This window comes from Agrobacterium sp. MS2 (assembly GCF_003261015.1).
GTDB lineage: Bacteria > Pseudomonadota > Alphaproteobacteria > Rhizobiales > Rhizobiaceae > Agrobacterium > Agrobacterium pusense.
In genome coordinates this window covers 181,351-194,416 of the sequence record NZ_QLNF01000072.1, presented here as the reverse complement: position 1 = coordinate 194,416, position 13,066 = coordinate 181,351, and the positions used below count along the sequence as shown (strand labels likewise).

Here is a 13,066-nt window from a genome sequence, read left to right as displayed (position 1 = left end):
AGATATTTTTAAAGTAAGAAACCCAATTCACCCCTGATGTCAACACAGTGGTAAAAATATACTATAGACATAAATACAAAAAAATAAAATACCAATATGTAATTATATAATTTATTTATAATTTTATAAATGAATTACAATGATAAAAAAGAAACTAAACTGTGGAAAAATGCTATTATTACACTGATTAATGTGAATTATTATTGTTATTTATTTGATGCTGTGAAGATTTGAGAGCGTCGACACAAGGTTACAGGTCTAATGAGGGTTATCGACTTAATAGCGGTCGCACTGTCCGCTCTTCTTATCAGTTGCGAATCGTCCGAACCGGTTCGGGACATGTTTGATGAGCGGCTAAAACGTATCCAGACCCACGGATATCCGACAGCTTCTCTCTCAACGACGCCCCAGGTTTCGCAGCTGGGTGGCGGCGCAGCCGCATCCTTCGCTGGCGCGGCTCAAAATGGGTCCGACAGTTTTGTGTCTTCAAAAGGACCTCCCGTCAAAGTGGAAACCCGGTCTTCGGGCGAGAAGGGCTTTAGCCTCAATCTTGTCGACGCCTCTGTCGCGGTGGCGGCCAAGAGCGTGCTGGGCGACATCCTCCAGACGACCTATATGGTCGATCCCCGCGTGAAAGGCACCGTGACGCTTCAGACGAGCCAGCCTGTGTCGCGTGACGCTCTCATAGACATCATGGAATCTGCGCTGGCCGTAAATGGCGCAGCGATCGTCCGAAAAGGCGGAACATACCAGATCGTGCCTGCCAGCGAGGCCATGCTTTCCACTCCGGCGGTCACGGTGCCGCTTTCCACACCGGCAGGCCCGGGCGTTCGTGTTCAAGTTATTGAGTTGCGATATATCGGCGCCGAGGAAATGAAGAGTATTCTTGAACCGATCAGCCGACAAGGGGCCATCCTGCGGACGGATAAGACCCGCAACCTCCTGATGCTGGCCGGAACGAGTTCCGACCTTACGGCTATGAGAGACGCTATAGCCACCTTCGACGTGGACTGGATGCGCGGCATGTCTGTTGCATTGCATCCGCTCAAGGCATCACAACCCGAAGCCGTCGCCAAGGAGCTTACCACAATTTTCGGAGCGGAGGGCGGCCCCGGTTCGAACCTTATTCGCTTCATTCCCAACGAACGCCTGAATGCCGTTCTGGTTTTGACGTCCCGCGCCAGTTATCTTGCGCGTGCATCCGGCTGGATAGAAAAGCTCGAAAAGCTGGCGAGCGCCAATGAAGAGCAGCTTTTCGTCTATAATATCCAGAATCGACCGGCCAAGGAACTGGCGCAGGTCCTTCAAGCGGTCTTGTCCAAACAGGAGAGCCGCGCATCTGGCGCCAATTCCGTCGCGCCCGACCTTGTTGCCGAAGCCCTGACGACCGAAAAGAATGCTCCAGTGCAACCCGCCCTTTCGGCCGCAAACGCCTATTCCGAAGCAAGCGCGGTCAAAACGTCCGTCGTCGCCGACGCCGAGAACAACGCACTTTTGATCTCAACCACGCATCGGGAATATGATCGGGTAAAGCTGCTCCTCAGACAACTCGATGTTACGCCGACGCAAATCCTCATCGAAGCTGTGATCGCCGAGGTAACGCTGAATGACCAACTGAAGTTTGGCCTGCGCTGGTTTTTCGAAAGCGGCCACTTCCGCGTTGGGTTGTCCGATATTGCAAGCGGCGCGGCGACGCCGACCTTTCCGGGTTTCGCCTGGAGCTTCGCGACAAGCGATGTCGGCGTAACGCTCAACGCCCTTTCGAGCATAACCGACGTCAACATCGTATCCGCACCGACTTTGACGGCCCTCAATAATCAGAAAGCCACCCTTCAAGTCGGGGATCAGGTTCCGATCGTCACACAGCAATCAACCTCCACCGTCACAGGCAATTCCGCCGTCGTCAGTTCCATCGAACTCAAGGACACGGGCGTCATTCTCAAAGTGCTGCCTCGCGTGAACACGTCCGGACGCGTCATGCTCGACATCGAACAGGAAGTGTCCAACGTCGTACGGACGACGACTTCAGGCATAGATTCGCCAACCATCCAGCAGCGCAAGCTGTCGACCCGCGTGATCGTGGGTGACAATGAAAGCCTGGCGCTTGGCGGCCTGATCCAGCAGCACAATTCCGTAACACGGTCGCAGGTGCCACTGCTCGGCAAGATCCCCCTTTTGGGCAACGCCTTCAAGAACAAGGAAGACCGGATCGCAAAAACCGAACTGATCATTTTCATCAAGCCCCGGATCGTGCGCGATATCTGGCAGGCCAGGGAAGTCACTGCGGAATTTCGTCAACAGCTCGGCTTCGGTTCAGGGCTTCGCAAAGTTCGAGGGGGCGCAAACGAGCTCCATCAGGACGTGAAACGTCTGGCGTTTTGATGGAGCTGGCATATGTCCAATGGCTTCTCGGCCTTATGATGATCGTCCTCACCATCCGCATCGCCTGGGTGGACATTCATGAGCTGCGAATTCCCAACACGCTGAACTATATTCATGCCGGCCTCGGTGTTCTCAACCAGTTCCTGTTCGGCGTCAGCCATCTTGCCGCCGCTCTCTGTGGCGCTTTGGCGACAATGTTACTTCTTAACCTCATTCGCGCCCTGCATAAACGGCTGCGCGGACGCATTGGGCTCGGACTGGGCGATGTCAAGCTTGCCGGAGCAAGCGCGCTGTGGCTCGGCCCGATCGGCATCCCAATGTACCTGTTTATAGCGAGCGCGACGGCCCTTACCTTCGCAATCACCGCGGCATTATTCTGCCGTTTCGACCTTCGCAATACTCGCATTCCATTCGCCCCCTTTCTCGGGCTTTCACTTATCCTCGTCTGGATGACGGACACCATCCTCCTCACCACGATTGGAGACTAAACAGCTCATGACCACATTACGGGCTGCGGCCAACCAAACACGCGATGACGCCGAGCACGAAGCCGGCTTCACAATGGTGGAATTGCTTGTCGTCCTGGCGATTATCGGGCTGGTTGCCGCCATCGCCGCACCGCAGGTGCTCGGCTATCTGGGATCGGCGCGGGTGGACACTGCCAAGGTTCAGATGAGAAATCTGCAATCCGCCCTCGAACTCCTCTACATAGATATCGGTCGTTACCCTTCTGCCGATGAGGGACTCGACGCTCTTGTCACGCGCCCCGAAAGCTATACTGCCTGGAACGGCCCCTATATCAAGCAATCATCCGCATTGGTCGACCCTTGGGGAGCACCCTACCAATACAGGGCACCAGCCGGCTCGGCATCGCCGACAGTCGGGTCGTTTGGGCGGGATGGAAAGGCCGGCGGCGAAGGCCTCGATGCGGACATCGCACTTTAATCGCAGACGGTAAATCGCTTCCTCTCCCTCGGGGATCAGCGTCCTGCACGAATCTGCACCAGACGCGCCGTGCTGCGATCCCGGCGGTCGCGTCTTGTCGTCACCTCAAAGCGAACGGCTAATGGCAGTTCCGCAGGCTCAGACCATTCATCCCGCCAGTCGGACGGGGTTATATCGTCAACATCCTCACGACCCTTGTACCAGAACCTGATGGAGGTCTGCTCCGACAGCGTCAGGGTTTCCGGTAGTCGCCCGGCATCGCTCGCACGCCGTGGATAGAGCTCTAGAACCAGCTTGCCATTCGCCTCGTCATGCGTAAGAACGACATCTCTCAGACCGAAGGCCGATACGCCGACACGCATGACGCCGACAAAAGTGATCCTGCCGGCGGTTCCTCTCAGCAAAAATCGTTTCTGAGGATTGTCCTGAGACAAAGGAAGATATCGTGCGGCGTCAATCATCCTCTCCACCGTACCCGCTAAAGCCTCGAGTTCGACTGCCGCGTCATTGTCTTTCTGCGCGACCTGGATCGACCGCAATTGCGACGTCAGCGCGACCGCCACGAGCGATAGGGCAGCGACGAGGGAAAGGGTTACGAGTACCTCGACAAGGGTAAAACCCGCATCTCCGCGCTCTGTCGGTCTATTGTGAGGCCGCAGCATTCTTCGGCAACGCTTCAACGATCGACGACCCCGCGCTCAATCAGGACGTCTGCCACCTGCGAGCCATCGTTACGAAAAAGCCGCAAGCGTTCCAACATCGGCCCGCCATTCCATCCGGTCTCCTCAATGCCCGTCACGGTCCATTGAAAGCCGCCGACAATGCCTTCCCTCGCACTATCCGCTTTACGGTCGAAAAATCTCTGAAAAACAATCGTGGATGTCACCCGCTTCGCCGCAACCCGTTCACGCGCATATCCGATGCTTTTTGAACCCAGCTGAATTGTCTGGAGCACGATGACGGCGCTCAGAGAGAGGATTGCAAAAGCGCAGAGGACTTCCACCAAGATAAATCCGTCCTCGGATACCCGCCCGGCCCTAACCATGATTGCCTCCGGAATTTTTCATGAAAGGAATGCCGGTCAGCCAGGGAATGGACAGGAGAGCCGACGACTGCTCGCTCTTGAAGGATACCTCCCCTCCGGATGATGAACCATCAGGCAGGAATATAATCGTGGCTCGCCTTTCTGCGCGCACCAGTTCGCGACCGGTCACCACGGTCATTTCCATATGGGCCGGCACGGAAAGTAACCTGTCGCCACGCTCGTTCGAGATCGTTCTGGCCACCATATCGATGACCAGCGGCCGTTGCTGGCGGCTGTTGATCGCATCCAGCCGGACGAACTGGATCAGTTGGGCGACATCGCTCGCCAAGGCGGCCGGAGATTTGGGACGTTGTGTTGCTTGGAGTCCAAAAAACGCGATCATCGCGGTCATCGACAAAATCGCGACGACGACGATCATCTCCACGAGTGAAAAGCCGTCCTCTTCAGCGAGCATAGCCGCCCCTTCGACGCGATATCTCATATTGTGCTCATCTGGTTTATGCTCAGCAACGCGCTCATCACCGAGACCACGAGGGCACCTATCAGCAAGCCCATGAAGATGGTGATGCATGGCGTCATGAGACCGAGCATCGTCTTCTGCATCCGCATCGCCTCCTCCTCCAGAAGCGCGGCCGACCGCTCAAGAACGCGTGGCAAGCTGTTTACCTCGTCGCCAATAGCCACCAGCGAGGAAACAGAACGCGGAAAAATCCGCGCCTCCAGCAGCGCTTCCGAAAGACGCTCGCCTCCAACCACACGCTCGCGCATCGCCTCAAGTACAGCTCTGTAGGATGGAATAGGGCACACCTTCGCCGACAGGACGAGAGCCTTCTGCATCGCGACGCCATTACCGAGCAGGAGCGCGAGGCTGCGCATATACCGCGCCAGCCCCTGTTTTCGAACGAGATCGCCGATCATAGGCGTCACCAGCACGAGCCGCGTCGCGAAAGACCGAAGCCTTTGCCGACCGCTCTTGCGGAAGGTAAAAAGCAACAGAAAAGCCACGACGAGCGCAGCCGGCAAAGCCCAAGTCCGCATTGCCGTGCCGATTGCATCCAGTACCCGGATCAGTGGCGGAGGACGCGCGTTTGCGCCTTCAAAGACCGGTAAAACGGCCGGCACGAGGAAGATCGTGACGATCGCCAAGGCGGCGAACGTCAGCAGGAGAAGGAACGCCGGATAGGTGAGCGCTTCCAGCATTTGACTTCTCCCGTTGCGACGCATGTCGAGGTCGGCTGCGATAACGGCGCAGACGACATGGAGTTTACCCGTGTGTTCAGCGCTCAAAATCAGCGCAGATATTCCCGGACTATCCTCTTCCATCCGCGCAAACGCTTCCGATGGGCTCATGCCGTTTGAGAGGCGTGCGAGCGATTCCGCCGCGAGCGCTTGATTGCCCCCGTTGCCTGTCTCCTCTGCGATTGCTTTCAGAGCACGGTCCAAACCCAGCCCCGCCTCCATGAGCAGCGCGAGATCATAGAAGAAGCGCTGCAGATCGACACGCCGCTCAAGAAATGGCGGCAATCGAACAGGCCGGCGCTCCGCCCGTTCCGCCGACAGACCAAGTTGCAGGACACGAACCCCGTCGGCCTTGAGCCGTTGTGTCGCCTCCGACGCGCTCGGCGCCTCGATCAAACCACGCCGCCTCGATCCATCCCTCGTATAACCCACATAATGGAATCGCGGCATGCTAGACTCCCTGAAGGTCGATGACGCGCGAAACCTCGCTCGATGTCGTCACTCCGGCAGAAACAAGCGCATGGGCATGGTCTCGCATGCTTCGCATACCCATCTGCTGTGCCTCCATTTCGAGGGCACTTTCGTCGTCTCTTCTGGAAATCGAATCGCGCAACGCATCCGTGATTTCCATGATCTCATAGACGGCTTGCCGTCCCGCCAAACCGGAGCCGCCGCAAACGGCACACATGGTCTCGCTGTCGTGATGCCGGCATTCCTCGCACACCCTGCGAACCAACCTCTGGCCGATGATCCCCCGCAAAGTTGCGGCAAGAAGGTAGCTTTCGATTCCCATGTCGCGAAGCCGGCTGATAGCCCCGGCTGCGCTGTTGGTATGCAGCGTTGAAAGAACAAGATGACCGGTCAGCGCCGCCTGCACGGCGATTCTGGCCGTCTCCTCATCGCGGATTTCCCCAATCAGGATGCCGTCAGGGTCTTGCCGGAGAACTGAACGCAGGGCTGAAGCGAAGGTCAGACCAATCCCCGGATCGACCTGCAACTGGGTAATTCCCTTCATCCGATACTCCACGGGATCTTCGACCGTGAAGAACTTCCACCTCGGATCGTTGATGTCGTTTAGAATGGAGTAGAGTGTCGTCGTCTTGCCGGAACCCGTTGGCCCGGTGACGAGAAATATCCCGTTCGGTTTGCGCGTAATGGCCGCGATCGCCTCAGTGGCCTGGTGATCAAATCCAAGAGCACCTAATTCGAGGCGCACATTCGAGCGGTCGAGAATTCGCATGACAACGGTTTCGCCGTGCACGCTAGGCGTCACGGAGACTCGAAAATCGATCTCCTGCCCGCGAACGGATGCCCGCAGCCGCCCGTCCTGGGGTAAGCGTCGCTCCGCAATATTGAGCCGCGACAATATCTTGATCCGGCTCTTTATACCGGCCGCCATCGATCTCGGCACGGTCTCCAGGGTTTGAAGAATGCCGTCTGTCCGCAAACGAATTCTCACACTATCCTCAAAAGGCTCGATATGAATATCCGTCGCTTTGCCATCGACGGCCCGCTGAATGATTCTGGACACGAAGCGAATGACCGGCGCCTCTTTCGCAATGTCGAGCAACCGGTCGACATCCTCCTCGCCTGCAACGTCATGGCGCCCGGGAAAGTCACTGTCGTCTCCCAGGGCATTACGGACCCGAAAAAACTCCTCAAGCGTCGATCTCGGCGCGACAATGAGCGGAAGACGCCCCCCCATCAAAAACTCGATCGCTTCTATGGCCGGGCGGCTAAAGGGGTCCGCAACGATGAGGGAGAGCGCTCCTTTCTCGCCTGTTATTGGAAGAAGTGCATTCCTTGCTGCAAAATCCGTACCGATCCGTTCCAGCAACTGGCTGTCTGCTTCGAAAACCGATTGCGCGCAGCCTATCATGCAGAAATCTGCAATCGCCTGCGCGAGTTCGGCTTCCGGCATCAGCCCCAGCTCACGCATGACAACATCGATCGGTTGACCCGTGGCGCGCCAGGCGGAGGACAGCCTTTGAAGCGCCTCGGGTGTCAACCTTGAGCTGGTGCCGAGATGCGCGATAAACTCATCCGAAGTCGGAAATATGATGGTCACAGGATCATCTCACCAACCGTCTGCGCCAGTGTCGGCCCTAGGAGTTCCAGGCAGGGAGCGGGTCGACCGGGTAGACCGGGGGTGTCTTCAGCCAACTCCTCAAGCCCGGGTATGGCGGCCTCGAGGACCGGAGCACCATTGGCCACGCGAAATATGCCGGCATAACCAAATTCCAGCCTGTCTCCGCGCCGGAGGCCGACGACAACGGTCAGCGCCCGCCGTGGGCCAGCATTGTTGACCAGGAATGGCATGGACCGCCCCGGACCCGCTGAGGCAAGCTGTCGCAATTCGTCGGACGCCTGATCTGGCTGAAGGGTGCCGGTTTGCGTGTGGACGGTAAATGTTCCCGCCAGACGCATGACGGAAACGGTACGCAATGCGAGGAAATCGTGCAGTTCGGCGACATCTTCGAATGCCGCATGTTTAAGACCAGCGGGGTTTAGCTCGATATCCAGCTTCATACCTGTGGTCATGTCTCCGATAGTGCGATAGCGGAGAACACCGAGAGAAAGCGATCGCGCTTCGTCACCCGAATAACCCAGGGATTGGAAACCCAGGTTCAACAGATCGAGGCCGGCAGCATTAAGGTCGATCAGCCCGGCATGGTCCTGTATCCGCACTTCAAGTCGGTTTTCTCCCCATCGGCATCCGGCATTTTCGCCCGTTGAAAGCGCTCCGTCACGACCATCGCCCGACATTTGCTTGGCGGCGATATAGGACACCAGAGCATGCGCTAATGTCTGATCCTCATACGCGCGCAGTTCATTGCCAGTCGTCAGCGCGCGCAGTCGCGCAGATAGAGAAAACGGCAGCAGAATGGCTGACACGACCAGCAACAGGCCCAGGACAGCGACAAGGGCGAAACCGTCCTGTCCACTCGCATCCTCATTGGTCATTCGCTACGCCCTTGTCTTTCCCCGTTTCAGGTGTCTTATCCGCGGCCGCAAAGAGCCCATATGTCGCCTTCTGTTCGCCATTGGCGAGAATGAGCGTATCCCTGCCCACCTCCTCTACGACCCAGCCCTGAAGCTGATCGCCAGCACTGAGCCATATTGCCGGCTGTAGCGGATCAAGTGCTACAAGAACGCTGGCCCGGGAACCGAACAGTCTCGTTCCCTGAAAGCTGAATTGCGGTCGAAGCGCTTGGTCTATAGGCTTCATCGCAACGACTTCCTCTACCGGTTTTGAGGTGGTCCGTGGGGTTTCGGCTACGAATTCTCTCCGAGTTTGGCTGAAGAGCGGACGCGCAAGCGTGTGTGAAATCTTGATGTCACCGCCGAATTGACTTTGGGCGGTGGTCGCCTGCCCTTTCGTAGTCGCTTCCGTAAGCGGCCCGGGCGCCAGCGGCGATATATCGACCGCTTCCCGGTAAAAGAACCAGTTGACCATGAGAAGAACTGCGAGCGTCACCGACCGAGCAGCCCAGTGCAGAGGTTTCAGTAACGGTCTGATCATGGCGCGCCCGCCTTTCGCCCGTTCGAAGCCGTAGGGTCAAGTGCGCCCAAAAAGCTCAACTGCACACTCAATTCAACCGGACCGGGGGATCGTCCCTGATTGACGACATGAACCACCATCTCGCGAACGATCAGATAAGGTTTACCGGTCTCGAGTTGCAGCAAGGCGCCATGAATCGCCTTCAACGATCCTTGCATGTTGGCGCGAATGCCTACGTAACGCACGCCGTCCAGTTCGACAGATGGAATACCGCCTGAGGAAAGCACAGTTACCATCGCGCTGCCAGCAAGCGAATTCAGTCTGTTTTGCAGATTCGCCTGTATAACGGCTTCGTTTTCACCGACAAGAAATTCGGAAGCGGTAGCAGAGATAGTCGGCTGCTTCAGCATCGCTCTGCCGACGGCAATTGTCGCCTCGAAGCGGGCGAGCGCGAGGCGGTTTTCTTCAATTGCTGCAGCGTTCCCGTTCAACACGCTGAACGCGACCCAGCTCAACGCCGAGATGCCAACCCCAATTACAAAAACGATGGCGCTGGCAATCGCACGTTGCGAAGCCACTGAAAGGTTCATGACCCGGATCAAGAGATCGGTCATTGGCGTCCAACCTTCATGTGAATAGTGAAACGCTCACCATCCTGGCCGGGCACACGCGTGACCGGTGCCGTAAAACGCGGATCGCGAAAAACCGGAGAGGCACCGAGCATACCGATCAGGTCGGCAGCCGCTCTGGAAAAGCCGGCAATTGAGACCATATCTTCGCGGAGGGTTAAATCTGACAGCCACGTCGAATCCGGCAGTATGCGCGTCAGTTCTTCCCAAAGCGCCGAGGCGGGCACGGTCCTGATTTTCGCCGCCCGCGCGGCCTGAAGCAGCCGCTCCTCCATCTGCAATGCGTCGACCTCCTCCCTGACCGCTAGTGCCTCACGACGGCGCTCATCCACAAGGATCGCAAGTCTCGCCCCCGCCTCGACCGTGCGTGCATAGGCGTGGCCGAATGTGGCGATCGAAATCAGAAGCACCAAAAGGGAAAAGCAGGCTGACAGACGCTTTTTCACTGACCAACGGGGCGACTGACCCGCTATCGATCGCACGCTTCCGCGAGACACCTCCTCCGCCTGACCTTCGTTTTCCATCAGGATCCGGTCAATCCGGCTTCCCGAGGAATGGATGGCGCTGAGGACCGGTTCCAGAACCTCTTTTTTAACAATGAAATAATCCGTGCCTTGCCCATCGCGAGCGAAACCAAAGAAAACATGCACCTGTCCGATCAGAAAAGGCATGCGCTCACTGATTTCCAGCGACCACAACTCGCTTGCACGTGTGAAAGGTAACCTCTTTGAGGCAAGATTTCTTCGCAGATAACAATCCCCACCGATTGTCAGTACGACGGCGTTCTTCCGTTCGATCTCAGCCAGCAGGCCCGGTACACGTGACACATCAATTGGAACGAGCGCACCCGTTCCTATATCGCAGGCAAGCCCGACACCAGAAACATGCAGAGTGACGGCTTGCGTCGAACGACCCTGGAAAAAACCTGCTAAAATCGTACTCTTAGAGAGAGTCTCTCCAAGCCAAATTAAAATGTCTCGCCAAAGGTAGCCGCTCACACCACTCCTCTATCCACCAACAACGGGAACTTATAAATCAGAGAATATTTAGTTATTTTCCCTACCCTGACAAAATCTCAAATTTACTTCAAGACATATCTTGAAAAACACAAAAAACAGAAACGCATTACATCATAAATATATTATAAAATACGTCTAATTTGCGATGATTATAAAACAATTAACTATATAATATAGTGGAATTTGATAATTAAGAAAATCACCTCTGTGCAGATATGCTGCGATCTGCACTTTGCCAAGCCCGTAAGTCGTGGCAAGTGCAGGACGCCGCAAGCTCACTCACCGGTGAAGACCGACAAGAAAAGCTGGGGTTGCTTCGTGATATGCTTCGGCCAGATGAGCTATAGGGTTCCCAATATATTCCGAGTAATTAGCCACTTAGCTGCTGCGCGAGAACGACGCATTATGGAGGTTTGCCAATACAGCGACTGGCGACGCCTAATTTTCGGAAAAAATCCAATAAAAACAACGAAATCTTATGATTTCCATTCCAGCTTATCTACCTGGGTTCTTGGCGTGCCATTCCCGTTTTGTTTTCTCGCCCCAAGTTCACGAAATTTTAGGGGATTGCGGAACACATATGGAACATATAGTGTTCGTTCTGTATTTGTTTCGCGACTTCAACGACGATTCTCAAGGGTGTTTTCCTCATGCTCACGCGCAAACAGCAGGAATTGCTTCTCTTCATTCATGAAAGAATGAAAGAGTCCGGCGTGCCGCCCTCCTTCGATGAAATGAAGGACGCACTCGATCTTGCCTCCAAATCCGGCATCCACCGGCTGATCACCGCTCTGGAAGAGCGAGGGTTCATTCGCCGGCTACCTAATAGGGCGCGAGCGCTTGAAGTGATCAAGCTGCCGGAGGCCTATGTGCCGGGTGCGAGGCCGCAACGGGGCTTCTCGCCGAGCGTTATTGAAGGCAGTCTCGGCAAGCCCAAGATGCCCGAGCCCGCCCCTGCTCCCAAGGCGCCCGCGAACGACATAGCAGGCGCGGCAACCGTGCCCGTCATGGGCCGGATCGCTGCCGGTGTGCCGATCTCAGCCATTCAGAACAATACGCATGACGTGGCGGTTCCGGTGGACATGCTTGGCTCGGGCGAACATTACGCGCTCGAGGTCAAGGGCGATTCCATGATCGAGGCCGGCATCTTCGATGGCGATACCGTCATCATTCGCAACGGTAACACCGCCAATCCCGGCGATATCATCGTGGCGCTGGTGGATGACGAGGAAGCGACGCTGAAGCGCTTCCGTCGCAAAGGCGCTTCGATCGCACTTGAAGCAGCAAACCCTGCCTATGAAACCCGCATTTTCGGACCTGATCGGGTTAAAATCCAGGGCAAGCTGGTAGGGCTGATCCGCCGGTATCATTGATGCTGCTGCCGGTCCGGATAAGGCCGGAGCGGTCGATGAGCGATAAATCAGGCCTTCAAGATGAACGGCGCGTCATTCCACTCGAGTGATGCGCCTTTTCTTTTTAAAGGCGGCGAAGGCGGCTTTGCCAGAGGACGTCGGCACGGATGGCGCCCCACCCATCAATTGGCGTTATGGGAGCGATGGATTCTTTGCGATATTCCGGGCAGGGCCGCTGGTATAAAAACCCGCTTCACAGTCAGGAGACCCGCAATGTACGATCTTTATATCGCCAACAAGAATTACTCCTCCTGGTCGCTTAGGCCATGGGTCCTGATGCGCACGCTTGGTATCGCCTTCGAGGAGAAACTCGTCCCGTTTGGTGAAGGCGTGTCATTCTCCACCTTTTCCCCAACTGGCAAGGTGCCTTGCCTTGTCGATGATGGGGTGACGATTTGGGAGTCACTCGCGATCGCCGAATATCTTGCCGAACGTCATCAAGGGGTATGGGCAAGCGACAAGCATGCGAGAGCATGGTCGCGGTCGGCAGCAAGCGAAATGCATGCGGGATTTTCGTCCCTTCGCAATCTCTACCCCATGTCCGTTGGCGTTCGTGTCAGACCGAACGTCAGCGATGCCGGGCTTGCGGCGGATATAAAGCGTGTCGATGCGTTGTGGAGCGAGGGCCTGTCGAATTTCGGCGGTCCCTATCTCGCCGGTCAGAAGTTCACGGCGGTGGATGCCTTCTACTGCCCTGTGGCATTCCGTTTCCAGACGTATGGCGCACACCTTTCTCCTGCGGCAAAAGCCTATTGTGAGCGACTGCTCGCTCTGCCTTCCATGCGCGAATGGTATGAGGCGGGACTGAAGGAGACCTGGCGTGACGCGGCACATGAAGAGGAGATCGCCGGAATCGGCGAATTGACGACGGATCTACGCGCAAAGGCCTGACG

Annotated in this window: 14 protein-coding genes; 5 read left to right on the top strand and 9 right to left on the bottom strand. The window is 56.4% G+C overall.

All coding sequences use genetic code 11. The features are described 5' to 3' along the window. Positions 1 to 261 precede the first annotated feature (261 nt). From gspD to gspG, 3 genes are read left to right on the top strand one after another with little or no spacing between them, the layout of a single operon-like run. Complete coding sequence (gene gspD / locus DOU54_RS19785) at positions 262 to 2,382, top strand: type II secretion system secretin GspD (protein WP_193603406.1); 2,121 nt, start codon at positions 262 to 264, stop codon at positions 2,380 to 2,382. Next, positions 2,382 to 2,870, top strand: a complete 489-nt coding sequence (locus DOU54_RS19780; RefSeq protein ID WP_113381090.1) for a prepilin peptidase — start codon at positions 2,382 to 2,384, stop codon at positions 2,868 to 2,870. The genes gspD and DOU54_RS19780 overlap by 1 nt, the downstream gene beginning before the upstream one ends. Positions 2,871 to 2,877: 7 nt before the next feature. Next, positions 2,878 to 3,327 carry a type II secretion system major pseudopilin GspG gene (gene gspG, locus DOU54_RS19775; RefSeq protein ID WP_113381089.1) on the top strand — a complete coding sequence of 150 codons (450 nt, stop codon included), beginning with the start codon at positions 2,878 to 2,880 and terminating at the stop codon, positions 3,325 to 3,327. 35 nt (positions 3,328 to 3,362) lie between these two features. Here the strand turns inward: gspG and DOU54_RS19770 are convergent, their stop codons facing one another. The 9 genes from DOU54_RS19770 to DOU54_RS19730 form a co-directional block, all read right to left on the bottom strand. Then, positions 3,363 to 3,989 (bottom strand): prepilin-type N-terminal cleavage/methylation domain-containing protein, encoded by a 627-nt coding sequence (locus DOU54_RS19770; RefSeq protein ID WP_113381088.1) that lies wholly within the window; start codon positions 3,987 to 3,989, stop codon positions 3,363 to 3,365. A 14-nt stretch (positions 3,990 to 4,003) separates the two neighbouring features. Next, positions 4,004 to 4,333, bottom strand: coding sequence for a hypothetical protein (locus DOU54_RS19765; protein WP_146617389.1), 330 nt, complete (start codon positions 4,331 to 4,333; stop codon positions 4,004 to 4,006). A 31-nt stretch (positions 4,334 to 4,364) separates the two neighbouring features. After that, on the bottom strand, positions 4,365 to 4,826 hold the full coding sequence (locus DOU54_RS19760) for a prepilin-type N-terminal cleavage/methylation domain-containing protein (protein ID WP_286079945.1): 462 nt from the start codon (positions 4,824 to 4,826) through the stop codon (positions 4,365 to 4,367). Positions 4,827 to 4,849: 23 nt separating this feature from the next. Continuing rightward, on the bottom strand, positions 4,850 to 6,061 hold the full coding sequence (locus DOU54_RS19755; protein ID WP_113731743.1) for a type II secretion system F family protein: 1,212 nt from the start codon (positions 6,059 to 6,061) through the stop codon (positions 4,850 to 4,852). 1 nt (position 6,062) lies between these two features. Beyond that, a complete protein-coding gene (locus tag DOU54_RS19750; protein WP_502695981.1) occupies positions 6,063 to 7,532 on the bottom strand; it encodes a GspE/PulE family protein in 1,470 nt (489 codons plus the stop codon). A gap of 143 nt (positions 7,533 to 7,675) precedes the next feature. Beyond that, on the bottom strand, positions 7,676 to 8,575 hold the full coding sequence (locus DOU54_RS19745; RefSeq protein WP_113381083.1) for a hypothetical protein: 900 nt from the start codon (positions 8,573 to 8,575) through the stop codon (positions 7,676 to 7,678). After that, positions 8,565 to 9,134 (bottom strand): hypothetical protein, encoded by a 570-nt coding sequence (locus DOU54_RS19740; protein WP_113381082.1) that lies wholly within the window; start codon positions 9,132 to 9,134, stop codon positions 8,565 to 8,567. Before DOU54_RS19740 ends, DOU54_RS19745 begins: the two co-directional genes overlap by 11 nt. Further along, positions 9,131 to 9,727 carry a type II secretion system protein GspM gene (gene gspM / locus DOU54_RS19735; protein WP_113381081.1) on the bottom strand — a complete coding sequence of 199 codons (597 nt, stop codon included), beginning with the start codon at positions 9,725 to 9,727 and terminating at the stop codon, positions 9,131 to 9,133. The genes DOU54_RS19740 and gspM overlap by 4 nt, the downstream gene beginning before the upstream one ends. Further along, complete coding sequence (locus DOU54_RS19730; protein ID WP_146617388.1) at positions 9,724 to 10,740, bottom strand: PilN domain-containing protein; 1,017 nt, start codon at positions 10,738 to 10,740, stop codon at positions 9,724 to 9,726. The genes gspM and DOU54_RS19730 overlap by 4 nt, the downstream gene beginning before the upstream one ends. A 671-nt stretch (positions 10,741 to 11,411) precedes the next feature. On the opposite strand from DOU54_RS19730, the gene lexA reads away from it, so the two are divergent. Continuing rightward, complete coding sequence (gene lexA, locus DOU54_RS19725) at positions 11,412 to 12,134, top strand: transcriptional repressor LexA (RefSeq protein ID WP_004441588.1); 723 nt, start codon at positions 11,412 to 11,414, stop codon at positions 12,132 to 12,134. Positions 12,135 to 12,386: 252 nt separating this feature from the next. Then, the gene (locus tag DOU54_RS19720; RefSeq protein WP_113381079.1) at positions 12,387 to 13,064 is read left to right on the top strand and encodes a glutathione S-transferase family protein; all 678 of its coding nucleotides are present in this window, start codon (positions 12,387 to 12,389) and stop codon (positions 13,062 to 13,064) included. Positions 13,065 to 13,066 lie beyond the last annotated feature (2 nt).